18 protein-coding genes are annotated in these 15259 nt (G+C 64.7%); 9 read left to right on the top strand and 9 right to left on the bottom strand.

Annotated features, from left to right (window positions below):
* The first annotated feature begins 25 nt into the window (after positions 1–25).
* The 4 genes from ACFQU0_RS17555 (at position 26) to ACFQU0_RS17540 (ending at position 1912) form a co-directional block, all read left to right on the top strand.
* The gene (locus tag ACFQU0_RS17555; protein ID WP_382203021.1) at positions 26–139 is read left to right on the top strand and encodes a cytochrome oxidase small assembly protein; all 114 of its coding nucleotides are present in this window, start codon (positions 26–28) and stop codon (positions 137–139) included.
* Positions 140–141: 2 nt separating this feature from the next.
* Complete coding sequence (locus ACFQU0_RS17550) at positions 142–744, top strand: cytochrome c oxidase assembly protein (protein WP_382203020.1); 603 nt, start codon at positions 142–144, stop codon at positions 742–744.
* Positions 741–953 (top strand): DUF2970 domain-containing protein, encoded by a 213-nt coding sequence (locus tag ACFQU0_RS17545; protein ID WP_382203019.1) that lies wholly within the window; start codon positions 741–743, stop codon positions 951–953. Before ACFQU0_RS17550 ends, ACFQU0_RS17545 begins: the two co-directional genes overlap by 4 nt.
* A 77-nt stretch (positions 954–1030) precedes the next feature.
* Positions 1031–1912 carry a cytochrome c oxidase subunit 3 gene (locus ACFQU0_RS17540; RefSeq protein ID WP_382203018.1) on the top strand — a complete coding sequence of 294 codons (882 nt, stop codon included), beginning with the start codon at positions 1031–1033 and terminating at the stop codon, positions 1910–1912.
* 81 nt (positions 1913–1993) lie between these two features.
* On the opposite strand, the gene ACFQU0_RS17535 is transcribed toward ACFQU0_RS17540, so the two are convergent.
* Positions 1994–2221, bottom strand: a complete 228-nt coding sequence (locus ACFQU0_RS17535) for a twin transmembrane helix small protein (RefSeq protein WP_382203017.1) — start codon at positions 2219–2221, stop codon at positions 1994–1996.
* Between the two features lie 24 nt (positions 2222–2245).
* On the opposite strand from ACFQU0_RS17535, the gene ACFQU0_RS17530 reads away from it, so the two are divergent.
* Genes ACFQU0_RS17530 through ACFQU0_RS17510 form a run of 5 tightly spaced genes read left to right on the top strand, consistent with a single transcriptional unit; the run spans position 2246 to position 6284 of the window.
* Positions 2246–2977, top strand: coding sequence for an SURF1 family protein (locus ACFQU0_RS17530; RefSeq protein ID WP_382203016.1), 732 nt, complete (start codon positions 2246–2248; stop codon positions 2975–2977).
* Positions 2919–3632: an SCO family protein gene (locus ACFQU0_RS17525; protein ID WP_382203015.1), complete on the top strand. Its 714-nt coding sequence runs from the start codon at positions 2919–2921 to the stop codon at positions 3630–3632. The genes ACFQU0_RS17530 and ACFQU0_RS17525 overlap by 59 nt, the downstream gene beginning before the upstream one ends.
* Positions 3632–4789: a COX15/CtaA family protein gene (locus ACFQU0_RS17520; RefSeq protein ID WP_382203014.1), complete on the top strand. Its 1158-nt coding sequence runs from the start codon at positions 3632–3634 to the stop codon at positions 4787–4789. The genes ACFQU0_RS17525 and ACFQU0_RS17520 overlap by 1 nt, the downstream gene beginning before the upstream one ends.
* The gene (gene cyoE, locus ACFQU0_RS17515; RefSeq protein ID WP_382203013.1) at positions 4786–5697 is read left to right on the top strand and encodes a heme o synthase; all 912 of its coding nucleotides are present in this window, start codon (positions 4786–4788) and stop codon (positions 5695–5697) included. Before ACFQU0_RS17520 ends, cyoE begins: the two co-directional genes overlap by 4 nt.
* A gap of 5 nt (positions 5698–5702) precedes the next feature.
* Positions 5703–6284, top strand: a complete 582-nt coding sequence (locus ACFQU0_RS17510; protein ID WP_382203043.1) for an SCO family protein — start codon at positions 5703–5705, stop codon at positions 6282–6284.
* Here ACFQU0_RS17510 and ACFQU0_RS17505 read toward each other — a convergent pair.
* The 8 genes from ACFQU0_RS17505 to ACFQU0_RS17470 form a co-directional block, all read right to left on the bottom strand.
* A complete protein-coding gene (locus tag ACFQU0_RS17505; RefSeq protein ID WP_382203012.1) occupies positions 6281–7003 on the bottom strand; it encodes an ABC transporter ATP-binding protein in 723 nt (240 codons plus the stop codon). The genes ACFQU0_RS17510 and ACFQU0_RS17505 overlap by 4 nt on opposite strands.
* The gene (locus tag ACFQU0_RS17500; RefSeq protein ID WP_382203011.1) at positions 7003–7794 is read right to left on the bottom strand and encodes an ABC transporter ATP-binding protein; all 792 of its coding nucleotides are present in this window, start codon (positions 7792–7794) and stop codon (positions 7003–7005) included. The genes ACFQU0_RS17505 and ACFQU0_RS17500 overlap by 1 nt, the downstream gene beginning before the upstream one ends.
* Positions 7791–8780: a branched-chain amino acid ABC transporter permease gene (locus ACFQU0_RS17495; protein WP_382203010.1), complete on the bottom strand. Its 990-nt coding sequence runs from the start codon at positions 8778–8780 to the stop codon at positions 7791–7793. The genes ACFQU0_RS17500 and ACFQU0_RS17495 overlap by 4 nt, the downstream gene beginning before the upstream one ends.
* 13 nt (positions 8781–8793) lie before the next feature.
* Positions 8794–9657: a branched-chain amino acid ABC transporter permease gene (locus ACFQU0_RS17490; protein WP_382203009.1), complete on the bottom strand. Its 864-nt coding sequence runs from the start codon at positions 9655–9657 to the stop codon at positions 8794–8796.
* Positions 9658–9810: 153 nt separating this feature from the next.
* Positions 9811–10998 (bottom strand): ABC transporter substrate-binding protein, encoded by a 1188-nt coding sequence (locus ACFQU0_RS17485; RefSeq protein WP_382203008.1) that lies wholly within the window; start codon positions 10996–10998, stop codon positions 9811–9813.
* 115 nt (positions 10999–11113) lie between these two features.
* Positions 11114–11938, bottom strand: coding sequence for an alpha/beta fold hydrolase (locus ACFQU0_RS17480; protein WP_382203007.1), 825 nt, complete (start codon positions 11936–11938; stop codon positions 11114–11116).
* Positions 11935–13518 (bottom strand): benzoate-CoA ligase family protein, encoded by a 1584-nt coding sequence (locus tag ACFQU0_RS17475; protein WP_382203006.1) that lies wholly within the window; start codon positions 13516–13518, stop codon positions 11935–11937. The genes ACFQU0_RS17480 and ACFQU0_RS17475 overlap by 4 nt, the downstream gene beginning before the upstream one ends.
* A 25-nt stretch (positions 13519–13543) precedes the next feature.
* Entirely contained in the window at positions 13544–15118 is a 1575-nt protein-coding gene (locus ACFQU0_RS17470; RefSeq protein ID WP_382203005.1) for a 3,4-dehydroadipyl-CoA semialdehyde dehydrogenase, read from the bottom strand.
* Positions 15119–15259: the final 141 nt, after the last annotated feature.

Here is a 15259-nt window from a genome sequence, read left to right as displayed (position 1 = left end):
TTTGTCCTGAACACACGCCTGCGCCATGTCTACACCTGAACAGAAAAAGAGCAACCTCCGTCTGGGCCTGATCCTGGCCTCGGTGGCGGTGGTGTTTTTTGTGGGGTTTGTGGGCAAGCGCGTGCTGTTGGGCGGCTGAAGATGCGACTCCAACGCGAAAACCTCCGCATGGTGGGCAAGCTCGGGGTCATTGCCCTGGGCATGTTTGCTTTTGGCTATGCACTGGTGCCTTTGTACAAAGCCATTTGCGAAGTCACGGGCATCAACATCCTGGCGCTGTCCGAGCGCGAGGTGCCCGGTGCGAAGCTCAAGCTGCCTGCCAACACACAGGTGGATACCTCGCGCCTCATCACGGTGGAGTTCGACGTCAACACCCGTGGCCCGTGGGATTTCAAGCCTGAGCGACGTTCGATGGAAGTGCACCCTGGTCAACTTTCGACCGTGATGTACGAGTTCCAGAACATCCAGAACCGCACCATGGCGGCACAGGCCATTCCCAGCTACGCACCGCGGCAGGCCGCGCAGCATTTCAACAAGTTGGAGTGCTTCTGCTTCACGCAGTACACCCTCGCGCCGGGCGAGAAAAAAGCCTGGCCGGTGGCCTTTGTCATCGACCCGCGTCTGCCCAAGGACGTGACCACCATCACGCTGTCGTACACCTTCTTTGAGGTGGGCGGCAAAGTGCCGGCGGCGCCCGTGGCCGCCACACCCACGCAGCCTGCCCTGCCTGAAGGGCGGTCATGAGCGGGCCCGAGTCGCCAACGTCCCGCCAGTCTGGCCTGCTGTACACGCTTCGTGCGGTGCTGTGGGGTTTTCTGGGTGTGCGCCGCAAAAGTGACTACCAGCAAGACTTGGTGAAGCTCAACCCGCTGCACCTCGTGCTGGTGGGTGTGCTGGTGGCGTTTGCCTTTGTGGCCGGCCTGATGTTGCTGGTGCGCTGGGTGGTGGCCTGAACACTGCCCATCGGCCCGATCACACGAATTTCAACGTTTCCACTTATTCAAAACAAGCGAAAGTCTTAGGAGTGAGCATGTCAGCAAACGCACACGGCGCAACGCCTTACTACTTTGTCCCGGGGCCGTCGCGCCACCCGGTGATGGCCTCCATCGGCTTGTTTTTTGTCATCCTGGGCGCCGGCCAGTGGATCAACGGCGCGCAGTGGGGCGCCTACTCGGTGGCCTTCGGTTTGGCCTGGTGGGGCATCGTGCTGTACCAGTGGTTCCGTGACGCCGTGTCCGAAAGCGAAGGCGGCCTGTATGGCCACAAGATCGACCTCTCGTTCCGCTGGAGCATGAGCTGGTTCATCTTCTCCGAGGTCATGTTCTTCGGTGCCTTTTTCACCGCCCTGTGGTGGGCACGTGTGCACTCGGTGCCAGCGTTGGGTGGCATTGAAAACGCGCTGTTGTGGCCCGACTTCAAAGCCGTCTGGCCCAGTGTCCAAGCCGGTGCCACCGCATCGCCTGCCGGCATCGTCGAGCCCTTCCAGACCATGGGTCCGTTCTGGCTGCCCACCATCAACACCGCGCTGCTGCTGACCTCGGGTGTGACGCTGACCATCGCCCACCACGCGCTGCAAGCTGGCAACCGGGGCAAAACCATCGCCTTCATGTGGATGACCGTGGTCCTGGGCATCGTCTTCCTGTTCGTTCAGGGCTACGAATACGCACACGCCTACGCCGACCTCAACCTCAAGTTGTCCTCCGGCATCTTCGGTTCGACCTTCTTCATGCTCACCGGCTTCCACGGCTTCCACGTGTTCGTGGGCATGTTGATGCTGCTGTTCATCACCCTCCGTCTGCAGAAGGGCCACTTCACCAAAGACCGCCATTTCGGCTTCGAAGGCGCTGCTTGGTACTGGCACTTTGTGGACGTCGTGTGGCTGGGCCTCTACATCCTCGTCTACTGGATGTGATTTGCCTGGCTTGGCCGCAAAAAAAGCGCCCTAGGGCGCTTTTTTTGCGGCCACCGAACCAGCCCGTTTGTCGAGTGTTTGTCAGCGGCTGACGGGCAAGCCGGTGGGTTGGATCCAGCCCATCAGATAGGCCACCAGCACCAGCACAAACAGGAGCACCGAGAAGCCGATGCGAAAGGTCAGGGCACGTGCCATGTGGCGCGAGCGCGCCTGGTGGTCGCCTTCGCTGGGGCGGCGCATCATGAAGAACAAGGCGGCCGCGAGGCTGCCGATGATGGCCACGAAGCCGACAATAGCGATCCATTTCATGAGCCCGATTATCCAATGAAGCCCATGGCCTCAGGTCGAACCCGACTCCTGCTGATCAGCGTGGCCACTGTGCTGGTGGTCGCGGTTGGCATTGCGCTGGGTTTGTGGCAACTCGGTCGCGCCGATCAGAAGCTGCGCCTGGCCGATGGCATTGCGCGCCAGGGTGCTTTGGCGCCGCTGACGGCTGCCGAACTGCGCACGGCGCCACCCGAGGCACTTTGGCACCGAACCGCCCAGGTCGAGGGTGAATGGCTGTCTGAAGCCACGGTATTCCTCGACAACCGCCAAATGAAGGGCCGCGTGGGTTTTTTTGTGCTCACACCACTGCGTCTCGCCAACGGCCAGGGCACCTTGCTTGTGCAGCGCGGCTGGACTCCCCGCCATTTCGAGGACCGCACCCGGGTGCCCGCCGTGCCAACACCGGCCGACACGGTGTATTTGCGGCTGCGATTGGCCCCGCCGCCCGCCAAGCTTTACGAGCTGGGTCAGGGGGAGGGCGGGGCGATCCGGCAAAATACCGACCTTGTCGCCCTTGAGGCGGAATTGAAGACGCCTTTGCTGCCCCTGTCGGCCCTGCAGATCAGTGCCGCCGATGATGGGCTGTTGAGAGACTGGCCACAACCGGCCACCGACGTCCACAAACACTACGGTTACGCCTTCCAGTGGTTTGGCCTCAGCGCCCTGTTTGCCCTTTTGTATGTCTGGTTCCAAATCATCGCCCCCCGCCGCCGAGCACGTGTCCAGTCAGCCGGATGAGCCCTTGGGCTTGACCGTCCATTCCATGCCCCAGCTCGACCCGGCCAGCGCCGTGTCGGCCGCCGCTTCGCGTCGCGGCCGCCTCAAGATGCTGGGTGTGCTGCTGGTGTGTGCCGCGCCGGTCATCGCCTCCTACTTCATGTACTACGTCGTGCGCCCGGAGGGCCGGCGGAACTACGGCGAACTGATCGACCCGCAACGCCCTTTGCCCGCCGTGCAAGCGTTGGGGCGTGATGGCGCCGCAGTGGCTTTGCCCACGCTGAAGGACCAGTGGCTGCTCATCAGCGTGGCCGACAGCGCGTGTGACGCCGACTGCGAACGACATCTCTTCCTGCAGCGCCAGCTGCGTGAAGGGCTGGGCAAGGAAAAAGGCCGGCTCGACTGGGTTTGGTTGCGCACCGGGAACACCGCTCTGACGCCTGCGCTGATGGCCGCCACCGAGCAGGCCACCGTGCTGCAGGTGGACGAGGCCGCCCTGGGTGCCTGGCTGCAGCCCGCCCCGGGTCAGCGGCTTTCCGACCATCTCTATGTGGTCGATCCCCTGGGCAACTGGATGATGCGTTTCCCGGCCCAGGCCGACCCGGCCCAAGTGCGCCGCGACCTCGAGCGTCTGCTGCGTGCCTCGGCGTTCTGGGACAAAGAGGGCCGGCCCTGATGGACACACAAGCCCTCGTGGATCTGTCGCCCGCCGCGCGCCTGATGCTCATGGGCGTGCTGGTGGCGGTGTTGCCGCTGTGGTGGGTGTGGCGGCGCCAGCCCCACGCCACACCGGCGCAGCGCCTGCGTTTACTGACCGTGGTCACGCTGTTCCTGACCTTCGATCTGGTGTTGTTCGGCGCCTTCACCCGCCTCACCGACTCCGGCCTGGGTTGCCCGGATTGGCCCGGCTGTTACGGCGCCGCCAGCCCCATCGGCGCCCACGCCGACATCAGCGCTGCGCAAGCGGCCATGCCCAGCGGACCGGTCACGTTCCCCAAAGCCTGGATCGAAATGATCCACCGCTACCTCGCCACCGGTGTGGGCGTGCTGATCATCGTCCTGGCGGTCCAGACTTGGCGCCAACGCCGCCAGGTGCCGGTCTCGCCGCTGTGGCCACTGTTGACGCTGGTGTGGGTGTGTGTGCAGGGCGCGTTCGGCGCGCTCACCGTCACCATGAAACTGTTTCCGGCCATCGTCACGCTGCACCTGCTGTTTGGGCTCGGCCTGCTGGCCTTGTTGCGTGCCCAGGCCGTGCAATACGCGCGCGCCGACCAGGCCTGGCCGGTGGTGCCCATGCAGCGCAACAGCGTGTGGATGTTGTGGCTGGTGTTTGTGTTGTTGTGGCTGCAGATCGCCCTGGGCGGCTGGGTCAGCACCAACTACGCCGTGTTGGCCTGTACCGAATTCCCGATGTGCCAAGGCCGCTGGTGGCCGCCCATGGACTTCGCCACCGGCTTCCAGTGGTGGCGTGAACTCGGCATGGACCGCAGCGGCGCAGCCATTCCCTTTGCGGCCCTCACCGCCATCCACATGGCGCACCGTGCCTTTGCCGTGCTGGTGATCGCGGCGTTGTGCTGGGCCGCTTGGCGCTTGTGGCGTGCCGATGCCACCCTTCGCCCCCAGGCGCGCTGGCTGGCTTTGGGTGCAGCCTGGCAGCTGGGCTCCGGCCTGAGCAACGTGGTGTTGGACTGGCCCTTGTTGGCCGCTGTGGCCCACACAGGGGGCGCGGCTGCGCTGGTTGTGGTGCTCACCGGTGCGCTGCTCTCGGTGCGTGGCCAGACACAGGTTCAACACCACCCTTCCATTTCTTCAACGACAGGACGGCCTGCATGACCACGCCCGACACCTCTGCCGCGCCGGTGATGCCCCTGCCGTCCACCTGGCGCCAGTTCAACGCGTTGACCAAGCCACGCGTCATCCAGCTCATTGTTTTTTGTGCCCTCATCGGCATGGTGTTGGCCGTGCCCGGCCTGCCCAACCTGGGCCAGCTCGGGCTGATGGCTGTGGCCTGTTTCGGTATCTGGCTGGTGGCCGGTGCTGCCGCCGCGTTCAACTGCGTGGTCGAACAGCACATCGACGCCAAGATGAAACGCACGGCCTGGCGCCCCACGGCCAAAGGGCAGCTCAGCAACACCCAAACGCTCACGTTTTCGGCAGTGTTGTGTGCCATCGGTTCCGCCATTTTGTACGTGTGGGTCAACCCGCTGACCATGTGGCTGACTTTCGCCACCTTTGTGGGTTACGCGGTCATCTACACCGTCATTCTCAAGCCGCTGACGCCACAAAACATCGTCATCGGTGGTGCATCGGGTGCCATGCCGCCCGTGTTGGGCTGGACCGCCATGACCAACATGGTGGCGCCCGAAGCACTGATCCTGTTCCTCATCATCTTCCTCTGGACGCCGCCGCACTTCTGGGCGCTGGCCTTGTACCGGGTGGAGGACTACCGCAAGTCCGGCCTGCCCATGTTGCCGGTCACCCACGGCTCGGAGTTCACGCGGCTGAACATCCTGCTCTACACCTTCATTCTGTTCGCCGCCTGTCTGCTGCCCTTTGTGATGCGCATGAGTGGCTGGCTGTACCTAGTGGTGGCCATCGCGCTGAGCATCGGCTTCTGTGCCTACGCCTGGGCGCTGTGGCGCAACTATTCCGACGCTCTGGCGCGCAAGACCTTCCGTTTTTCGCTCATCCACCTGTCGCTGTTGTTTGCGGCACTGCTGGTCGATCACTACCTCGTATGAACCCCATGATGCTCACCCGCCGTGGCCTGTTGTTGAGCGCCGCCGCGCTGGCCGCCTGTTCGCCCGACCAGCCTTCGTTCTCTGGCATCGACATCACCGGTGCCGACTACGCACAAGGTTTTGATCTGCCCGACCACAACGGCCAACGCCGTACCCTCGCCGACTTCAAAGGCAAGGTGGTGGTGGTGTTTTTTGGCTTCACCCAGTGCCCGGATGTGTGCCCGACCTCGATGGCAGAGCTGGCGCAGGTGAAGCAGCAGCTGGGCGCCGATGGCGACAAGCTGCAGGGCATCTTCATCACGGTGGACCCGGAGCGCGACACGGGCGAGTTGCTCAAGGCCTACATGACCAACTTCGATCCCAGCTTCCTGGCCTTGGTGCCCACGCTGGCGCAGTTGCCCGACCTGGCCAAGGCCTACAAGATTTACTACAAAAAGGTGGAGGGCAAGACGCCCACCAGCTACACCATGGACCATTCGGCCGGCAGCTATGTGTACGACGGCAGCGGCCGCGTGCGCCTGTACCACCGCTACGGCAGCCCCACCGAGGGGCTGGTGAGCGATGTGCGCGCGCTGCTGAAGGGTTAAACCCCCAGGTACTGCTCCAGCAACCGGGGTTGCGACACGAGGGTGGGCGAGTCGCCCTCGTACACCACCTCGCCCTTGACCAGAATCACGTTCTTGTCGGTGATCTGGGTCACGTGTTTCCAGTTCTTGTCCACGATGATGCTGCTGATGCCGCTCTCGCGGATCAGCGCGCAGATGCGCCAGATCTCGCGCGCAATGAGTGGCGCCAGGCCCTCGGTGGCCTCGTCGAGGATGAGCAGGTCGGGGTTGGTCATCAGCGCGCGGCCGATGGTCAGCATCTGCTGCTCGCCGCCGGAGAGTTGTTGTCCGCCGTGGCCCAGCCTCTCTTTGAGGCGAGGAAACGTCTCCAGCACTCGTTCGTAGGTCCATTCACGCTGTCCCTGCGTGCCAGCACGCGCCGCCATCTGCAGGTTTTCTTTCACGCTCAGGTTGCCGAAGATGCCACGGCCTTCGGGCACGTAGGCAATGCCTTTGCGGGCCACCTCAAACGGCGCCGCACCGGTCATGTCCTGCCCTTTGATGTGGACCTGACCGCTGCTGGGTTTGACCAGGCCCATGAGGCTTTTGAGCAGCGTGCTTTTGCCCATGCCGTTGCGGCCCATCAGGCCAATGGTCTGGCCGGGCAAGACCTCAAAATCGATGCCACGCAGGATGTGGCTCTGACCGTAATGGGTGTTCAGGCCGGTCGCATGGACCAGCGTTGTTGTGATTTTGCTCATCAGTGTTCCTCGCCCAGGTAGGCGGCCTGCACGGCGGTGTCGGCGCGCACTTCGGCCGGCGTGCCGCTGGCGATCACCTGGCCGTTGACCATCACCGTCAAACGGTCGGCCAACGCAAACACCGCGTCCATGTCGTGTTCGACCAGGCACATGGCGTGGCCCTTCTTGAGCTTGAGCAGCAGCTCCACCATGCGCTCGGCCTCGGCCTGGCCCATACCGGCCAGCGGCTCGTCCAGCAGCAGCACCTGGGGCTCGGTCGCCAACGTCATGGCGATTTCAAGCTGGCGTTGTTCGCCGTGGCTGATGGTGGCCGCGATGGTGTTCGTGCGCGATGTCAGGCCAGCGAGTTCGATGGCGCGCTCGCAACTCGCGTTGGTGGTGGCTTGCGCATCGGCGCGGGTGAGCCACTGCGCCGGGTTCCACGGCGCGTACCGGCGGCGCGACTGCGCGGCCAGGCGCACGTTGTCCCACACCGTGAAGCTGCTGAAGATGTTGGTCTTCTGGTAGCTGCGGCCCAGACCGCGCTGCGACTTGGCTTCGGGGCTGTGTCGGGTGGTGTCGATGCCGCCCAGCGTGACGGTGCCGGCGGTGGGCAGGATGTCGCCCGAGAGCAGGTTGGTCAGTGTGGATTTGCCCGCGCCGTTGGGACCGATGACGGCGTGGATGCGATCGCGCCAGAGGTCGAGGTTGACACCGTTGACGGCGGCCAGCCCGCCAAAACGTTTGGTCAGCTCGCGCGCGCTCAGCAGCACTTCGGGCGTGCCGGATGGTGTGGTCAGGGTGGCGCTCATTTCGCGTCCTCCTTCTGGCGCACCAGCAGGCCCAGCAGGCCGCGTGGCGCAAACACCACCACCAGCACGATGAAGCTGCCCATCAGCAGTTGCCAATGTTTGGTGATGTCCTTGAACAGGTGCAGGGTGTATTCGAATGCAAAGGCGCCTACGATGGCGCCGGCAAAGTTGCCCATGCCGCCCAGGATGACCATCATGATGGCGTGTGCGCTCATGTGGAAACCCATCAGCTCGGGGTTGACGTAGCCGGTTTGTGCGGCCCACAAATAGCCCGCAATGCCCGCCAGGCCACCGGCCAGAGTGAAGGCGGTGAGCTTGTAGCCATACGTGCCATAGCCCACGGCGCGCATGCGGTGTTCGTTGGCGCGAATGCCGGCCAGCGCACGGCCAAAGGGCGAAAACAGCAGCCGGCGCAGGAACAGGTAGACGCCCACCAGCACCAGCAACGTCAGGTAGAAGAAGGTGGCCTTGTTCTCCAGGTCGATGCCGTCCCAGCCCGCGATGGACGCGTGCGGTTTGAAGTTGACGTAGATGCCGTCGGATCCGCCCAGCGCCTTGTTGTCAAAGAACAGGAAGAACACCATCTGGGCAAAGGCCATGGTGACCATGATGAAGTAGATGCCGTGGGTGCGCACCACAAAAAAGCCGATCACCAGCGCAGCGAGTGCGGCACCGAGTGCTGCCACCGGCAGCGACCACCACAGGCTGATGGGCGTGTCGGCCGGCGTGAGGAAGGCCAGCGCGTAGCCGGCCAGACCAAAGTAGGCCGCATGGCCCAGCGACACCAGACCGGAGACGCCTTGAAGCAGGTCCAGGCTCATCGCGAAGATGGCCAGGATCATCATCTGCGTGAGCATTTGCAGGTAGAAATCGCGCCCTTCCATGGGCACGAGTGGGAAGGCGGCCAGGGCCAGACCACCCAGCATCAGGGCGATGTGGAGGGCGCGCGGCAGGCGCTCCAGCGGGGCTTTGGAAGATGCACTCATGTTGTCCCCGAGCTCAATGTTTGAACAAGCCTTCGGGCTTGTAGAGCAGCACTGCGGCCATCACCATGTAGACCAGCATGCCGGCCACCTGCGGCAGCAGCACCTTGCCGAAAGTGTCCACCAGCCCCACCAGCAGCGAGGCCACCAGCGCCCCGCGCACCGAGCCGATGCCACCAATCACCACCACCACAAAACACATGATGAGCACGGTGCTGCCCATGTTGGGGTAGACGCTGGAGATGGGCGCGGCGATCATGCCGGCCACCGAGGCCAGGCCCACGCCGATGGCGAACACGATGCCGTGGATCAGGCGGATGTTGATGCCCAGGGCTTCGGTCATGTCGTGGTTGAAGGCGCCAGCGCGGATCTTCATGCCTAGGCGGGTTTTGGAGATCAGCAGGTACAGGGCCAGGGCCAGCAGCACACAAATGCCCGACATCACCAGCCGGTAGACCGGGTAGGACAGGTTGTCGGTCAGCGGGATGGCCCAGTCGAGCGAGGCCGGCATTTGCACGGCGTGCACATCGTCGCCCCACAAGAGCGAGCGCAGCTCCTCGAAGATGTAGATCAGGCCAAAGGTCAGCAGCACCTGGTCAAGGTGGTCGCGGTGGTAGAAGTGCCGGAACAGCACCCACTCCAGCGCCCAGCCCAGCGCCACCGACAACACCGCGCCGACCACGATGGCCACGAACAGGTTGCCGAACAGCGCTGACATGGACCAGGCCATGTAGGCTCCGATCATGTAGAAGCTGCCGTGGGCCAGGTTGACCACGCCCATGATGCCGAAGATCAGCGTCAGGCCAGCGGCCAGCATGAAGAGCAACAGGCCGTATTGCAGGCCGTTGAGCAGTTGGATGAGGAAGTTGGCGAGGTCCATGGCGCTCAAAAAAAACGGCGGGATCAACCGCCGTTGGTGGGCACGGGGTGGGGCGGTGGCGCAGTGTGTGCAACCCAGGATGCCGCGGGTCCGGGTTTCCCGGCCCGCAGGCATCGCCCCCTTTGGGGGTGACGCCTGCGGGCGGCGCGGGGGTTAACCCATTCTGCAGCCGGTGGCGGGGTCGGCCACGGCTTTCTGTGCGATGCCAATGACCTTGTTTTCCTTGTTCTCGACCTTGCGCAGGTACATGTCCTGCACTGGGTTGTGCGCCTTGCTCATGGTCCACTTGCCGCGCGGGCTGTCGATGGTGGCGCCTTCCATGGCGGCGTACAACGCCTTCTTGTTGGCCAGGTCGCCCTTGACCGCGTTGGCACCCTTGATCAGCAGCAGACCGGTGTCGTAGCCCTGCACCGCGTACACATCGGGCTGCAGCTTGAAGGTTTTGGCGTAGTCCAGGCGGAATTTCTTGTTGGCCGGGGTGTCCAGCGAATCGCTGTAGTGCATGGTGGTCAACACGCCGTTGGCGGCGTCACCGGCGGCCTCCAGCACACCTTCGGTGAGGAAACCCGAGCCGTAGAGCTGGATGTTCTTGTTCAGGCCGGCGGCGGCAAAGTCGCGCAGGAACTTGGCCGCACCGCCGCCCGCAAAGAAGCAGGCCACAGCGTCGGGCTTGAGCGAGGCGATTTCGGTCAGCAGCGCCTGGAACTCCACGTTGGGGAAGGGCAGGCCCAGCTTCTTGATGATGGTGCCACCGGCCTCGGTGTAGCTCTTCTCGAAACCTTCAAAGGCCTCGTCACCAGCGGCGTAGTTCCAGGTGATCCAGACCGCTTTTTTGTGGCCGCGCTCGACCATGGCCTTGCCCAGCGCCAGCGTGGGCTGCGAGTTGCTGAACGAGGTGCGGAACACGTTGGGCGCGCACTGTGCGCGGGTGGCGATGTGCACCCCCGCGTTGGGAATGAGGTTGAGCACGCCGGTGTCGCGCGCCACCTTGTGGATGCCCATCTGAACGCCCGAGTGCACGGTGCCCACCAGCACGTCCACCTTGTCGCGTTCCACCAGGCGGCTGGCGTTTTCAATCCCTTTGGCGGGGTTGGACTCGTCGTCCACCTTGAAGAACTCCACCTCACGGCCGCCCAGCTTGCCGCCTTGCTCGTTGAGCGCCATGCGGAAGCCGTTTTCGATGGCCACACCCAGCTGGGCGAAGGTGCCGGTGTAGGGCAGCATGAAACCCACGCGCACCTTGCCCGACTGGGCACGGACGATTTCGGGCAGCAGCAGGCTGGAGGAGGCGGCGCCGATGATGGCGGCGCTGCGGGTCAGAACGAGTCGGCGGTTGGCCATGGTTGTCTCCTGTTGTGGTGCCGGGTGGCAAATAACATGCGGTTTAATTCATCTCGCGTTGTGCAATATAGTGCAGCTTGTACCCAGGGTCAGCAGGGATAACCCTTGAACACCGTCAAATGTTCGCATGGTTTGTTGACCTTTCGCCCGTGAAGGTGGCCACCAGATCCAGCAAGCGCTCGGTTTGGTCCTTGTGGGGCGAATGGCCGCAGCTTGCAAACACCTCCACGGCTGTTTGTGGTGCGGCTGCCGCGATGCCGAACACCTGTTGCAGTGTGCCGTATTCGTCGTCTTGGCCTTGTACCGCCAGCACCGGGCAGGTGATGGCCGGCAGCATCGTCTCGATGGACCAGTCGCGAAACGCGGGGGACAGCCACACGTCGTTCCAGCCCCAGAAGGCGGCATCCGGGTCGCAGTGGTGCCGGGCCAGGCGCTCGCGCAGGTCGGTGTTCAGGTAGGCCTCGCGGGCGCGGGCGATACTGGTCACCGAGATGTCTTCCACCATGATGTGTGGGGCCAGCACCACCAGACCGGCCACGTTGTCTGCGAACCGGGCTGCGTGGATGAGCCCGATGGAGCCCCCGTCGCTGTGGCCCAGCAGCCAGAGTGGCCGCTGGTGTCCATCCACGCCCAAGGCCAACAGCAAGGCGGGCAACACCTCCACCGCCTGGCGCTCCAGAAAGTCGGGTGTCAGGGATTGGTCGAGCGGGCGGGGTGTGGATTGGCCGTAGCCTGGCCGCGAATACACCAGGCCCTGCCAGCCCAGGCGCTCGCACAGGCGAGCGGGAAAGTCCCGCCACATCGACACCGACCCCAGGCCTTCGTGCAGAAACACCAGCAGCGGGCCGTCACTCGGCCCGGTTTCAATCCATTGGTGTTCGATCTCAACCGGGCGGCCCGCCCAGGCTATCGAACAGAGCTGGGGGCCGGTTGCGGTCATGCCGATCTCTCGCGCTCGCGCAGCTTGAAGCGCTGGATCTTGCCGGTGGCCGTCTTGGGCAGATCGCTCACGAACTCAATCTGCCGGGGGTACTTGTAGGGCGCCAGCTTGTCCTTGACGAAGGCCTTGAGCTCGTCCTCGGTCACATCCTGTTTGCCCGTCAACACCACAAAGGCCTTGGTCTTGACCAGGCCGTCGGCATCGTTCACACCAATGACGGCCGCCTCCAGCACGGCGGGGTGCTGCACCAAGGTCGCTTCCACTTCGAAGGGTGAGACGTAGATGCCACTGACCTTGAGCATGTCGTCGCTGCGCCCGCCGTAGGTGTAGCTGCCGTCGCTGTTGCGCACGTATTTGTCGCCGCTTTTGGTCCAGCCGCCCTGGAAGGTTTCGCGGGTTTTTTCGCGGTTGCCCCAGTACATCATGGCCGCCGACGGGCCGTGGATATAGAGGTCGCCCGGTTCGCCATCGGGCACCGGCGCACCGTCGTCGCCGCGCAGCTCGATCTCATAGCCCGGCACCGGCCAGCCTGTGGTGCCGTATCGCACGCGGTCGGGTCGGTTGGAGAGGAAGATGTGCAGCATCTCGGTGGAGCCGATGCCGTCCACGATGTCGATGCCGAAATGCCGTTTGAAGCGTTCGCCCAACTCGGCCGGCAAGGCTTCACCCGCAGAGGACACCAGGCGCAATGCCACGTCGCTCGCGGCGGGCAGTTGGGCGTGGGCCAGCATGCCGGCAAAGCCGGTGGGGGCGCCGTAGAAAACCGTGGGTTTCACACCGCCCACGGCACCGGTCCAACGCTTGAAGGTGGCGTCGGGTGTGGGGCGTTCGGCCATCAGCAAGGTGGTGGCGCCCACCGCCATGGGGAAGGTCAGGGCATTGCCCAGGCCGTAGGCAAAGAAGAGCTTGGCAGCCGAAAAACAGACGTCGTTTTCAGTGAGCTGAAGCACCCGCTTGCCGTACAGCTCGCCGGTCCAGTAGGGGTTGCCGTGCGAATGCACCGTCCCCTTGGGCCGGCCGGTGGAGCCCGACGAGTAGAGCCAGAAGCCGGGGTCATCAGGGGAGGTGGGCGCGGGCTTGGCGGCGGGGGTGTGGGCGGCGACGAAGGCTTCCATGTCCATCTCGGCCGGGTGCAGCGGTGCGGCCGGGTGCGAAACGATGACCTTCTTCACCTCGTGGTCGCTCTTGACCATGGCCGAGGTGAGCGCGGGCAGCAGTGCCCCCGACACCAGCGCGGCCTGCGCGCGCGAATGCTCCAGCATGTAGGCGTAGTCGTCGGCGGTGAGCAGGGTGTTCACGGCCACCGGCACCACGCCCGCGTACAGCGCGCCCAGAAAGGCCACCGGCCAATCGTTGTTGTCGTGCATGAGCAGCAGCACGCGTTCTTCGCGGCGCAGGCCCAGGGCCAGCAGGCCGCTGGCCACGCGGCGCACGCGCTCGAACAGCGCGCCGTAGGTCAGGCTGCCTTGGTCGTCGATGAACGCGGTCTTGTCCAGGCGCGCTGCGTTGCACCCGATGAGGTGCTGCGCGAAGTTGAAGCTGCTGCCCGGTGCGGGCACGTCAGGGGTGGGGGTGTCCATGGGTGTCTCCTCTTGTTCTGGGGTTTCAGGCTTGGGCGGCTGCCGGGGCCACGCCCGCCCTCAGCACCGCCGTGCTGGCCTGGATGGCGCAACGTTGATGGTAGAAGCGCAAGGCGCGCAGGCCACCCAGCTCTTCGCCCCCACCGGCACGGCCCGGGCCACCGTGTTGCGACTGTGGCATCACATTGCCGTGGCCGGTGTGTGCGGCCTTCACGTCTGGGCTGATCACATGCACACGGCCATGGCTGTCGGCCAGGGCCAGTGCGATGCGGGCCAGGTCGTCGGCTTGTGTGCCGTACACCGAAGCCACCAGCGAACCCTGGCCTCGGCGCACCAGCGCCAGCGCGTGCGCCTCGTCGCGGTAGGGCATGAGGGTGGCCACCGGGCCAAACACCTCCACATCGTGCACCACGGGGTTGTTGTCGGGGTTGCGCGCGCCCAGCAGCGTGGGGCCGACGCAGCAGGCCTGCGCCGGGTCGGCGTCCACCAGTGGCAGGGTATTGCCGTCAAACAAGACCTCGGTGTGGGCTTTGAGCGCTTGCAGGCCTGCTTGCACGGCATTGAACTGGGCCCGGCTCACCACCGCGCCCATGCGCACGGCTTCATTGCGCGGGTTGCCCACGGTGGTGCCGGCCAGGCGTGCCGCGATGGCGCTGGCGGCGCTGTCGAACAAGGCCTCGGGCACGAAGATGCGGCGGATGGCGGTGCACTTCTGGCCCGACTTCACCGTCATCTCGCGCACCACCTCTTTGACCAGCAGGTCGAGCGCTTCGGCATTGGCTTCGCCGGGCGCGAGCAGGGCCGAGTTCACGCTGTCCGCCTCGATGTTGACGCGCACCGAACGTTGCACCACCGCCGGGTGGGAACGGATGACTGCGGCGGTGTCGGCCGAGCCGGTGAAAGACACCACGTCAAAGGCCTGCAACTGGTCCATGAGCCCATTGGCGCTGCCACAAATGACGGACAGTGCACCCGCGGGCAGGATGCCCGCGTTCACCACGTCCTGCACCATGCGCTGCGTGAGCCAGGCGGTGGCGGTAGCAGGTTTGACGATGACCGGCACACCCGAGAGCAGGGCGGGCGCTGCCTTTTCCCACAGGCCCCAGCTGGGGAAGTTGAAGGCGTTGATGAACAGGGCCACGCCGCGTGTGGGCACGGCCACGTGTTGCGACTGGAACAGCGGGTCTTTGCCCAGCCGAACAGCGTCGCCTTCGGTGAGGTGGAACACGTCGCCCAGGCCATCGCCCAGCTTGGCGTAGACGCCCACGGTGTAGATGCCACCGTCCACGTCCACCGCCGTGTCGGCCTTGACGGTGCCGCTGTTGGCCACTGAGATCGCTTCGTAGTCGGCGCGGTTGGCCTGCAGCACCTGGGCCACCTGGGCGAGCAGGGCCGCACGCTGGTGGTAGGTGAGAGCGCGCAGCGCCTGACCACCGACTTCGCGTGCGAAACGAAAGGCCTCGGGCAGGTCCAGCCCGGTCGAATCCACGCGGGCCAGTTCGGTGCCAAGCACGGGGTCAAACAGCGGGGTGCCGGCGCCGGTGCCGTGGATCCATTGGCCGCCCACGAAGTTGGGCAGCAGGGGGGATGAGGTGGTCAAGGTGAGATCCTTTGGGAGAGATGAACTTCAGTTATCGATAGCGCCACAGCGTATGAGGCAACCCAGCCGGGGATGCCGCCGGGCCGGCTTCGCCGGACGGCTGGCATCGCCCCTTGGGGGGTGACGCCGAAGGCGGCGCGG

Source organism: Hydrogenophaga defluvii (assembly GCF_042665235.1).
Taxonomy (GTDB): Bacteria; Pseudomonadota; Gammaproteobacteria; order Burkholderiales; family Burkholderiaceae_C; genus Hydrogenophaga; species Hydrogenophaga defluvii_A.
This window is presented reverse-complemented; position numbering and strand designations above follow the sequence as displayed.

What these genes read in the sequence shown, in the direction of transcription:
- ACFQU0_RS17485 (WP_382203008.1), bottom strand. Translation starts at nt 10,998, where the DNA reads ATGGCCAACCGCCGACTCGTTCTGACCCGCAGCGCCGCCATCATCGGC.
- ACFQU0_RS17540 (WP_382203018.1), top strand. Translation starts at nt 1,031, where the DNA reads ATGTCAGCAAACGCACACGGCGCAACGCCTTACTACTTTGTCCCGGGG.
- ACFQU0_RS17495 (WP_382203010.1), bottom strand. Translation starts at nt 8,780, where the DNA reads ATGAGTGCATCTTCCAAAGCCCCGCTGGAGCGCCTGCCGCGCGCCCTC.
- ACFQU0_RS17555 (WP_382203021.1), top strand. Translation starts at nt 26, where the DNA reads ATGTCTACACCTGAACAGAAAAAGAGCAACCTCCGTCTGGGCCTGATC.
- ACFQU0_RS17550 (WP_382203020.1), top strand. Translation starts at nt 142, where the DNA reads ATGCGACTCCAACGCGAAAACCTCCGCATGGTGGGCAAGCTCGGGGTC.
- cyoE (WP_382203013.1), top strand. Translation starts at nt 4,786, where the DNA reads ATGACCACGCCCGACACCTCTGCCGCGCCGGTGATGCCCCTGCCGTCC.
- ACFQU0_RS17530 (WP_382203016.1), top strand. Translation starts at nt 2,246, where the DNA reads ATGGCCTCAGGTCGAACCCGACTCCTGCTGATCAGCGTGGCCACTGTG.
- ACFQU0_RS17490 (WP_382203009.1), bottom strand. Translation starts at nt 9,657, where the DNA reads ATGGACCTCGCCAACTTCCTCATCCAACTGCTCAACGGCCTGCAATAC.
- ACFQU0_RS17475 (WP_382203006.1), bottom strand. Translation starts at nt 13,518, where the DNA reads ATGGACACCCCCACCCCTGACGTGCCCGCACCGGGCAGCAGCTTCAAC.
- ACFQU0_RS17545 (WP_382203019.1), top strand. Translation starts at nt 741, where the DNA reads ATGAGCGGGCCCGAGTCGCCAACGTCCCGCCAGTCTGGCCTGCTGTAC.
- ACFQU0_RS17525 (WP_382203015.1), top strand. Translation starts at nt 2,919, where the DNA reads ATGTCTGGTTCCAAATCATCGCCCCCCGCCGCCGAGCACGTGTCCAGT.
- ACFQU0_RS17505 (WP_382203012.1), bottom strand. Translation starts at nt 7,003, where the DNA reads ATGAGCAAAATCACAACAACGCTGGTCCATGCGACCGGCCTGAACACC.
- ACFQU0_RS17510 (WP_382203043.1), top strand. Translation starts at nt 5,703, where the DNA reads ATGATGCTCACCCGCCGTGGCCTGTTGTTGAGCGCCGCCGCGCTGGCC.
- ACFQU0_RS17480 (WP_382203007.1), bottom strand. Translation starts at nt 11,938, where the DNA reads ATGACCGCAACCGGCCCCCAGCTCTGTTCGATAGCCTGGGCGGGCCGC.
- ACFQU0_RS17500 (WP_382203011.1), bottom strand. Translation starts at nt 7,794, where the DNA reads ATGAGCGCCACCCTGACCACACCATCCGGCACGCCCGAAGTGCTGCTG.
- ACFQU0_RS17520 (WP_382203014.1), top strand. Translation starts at nt 3,632, where the DNA reads ATGGACACACAAGCCCTCGTGGATCTGTCGCCCGCCGCGCGCCTGATG.
- ACFQU0_RS17535 (WP_382203017.1), bottom strand. Translation starts at nt 2,221, where the DNA reads ATGAAATGGATCGCTATTGTCGGCTTCGTGGCCATCATCGGCAGCCTC.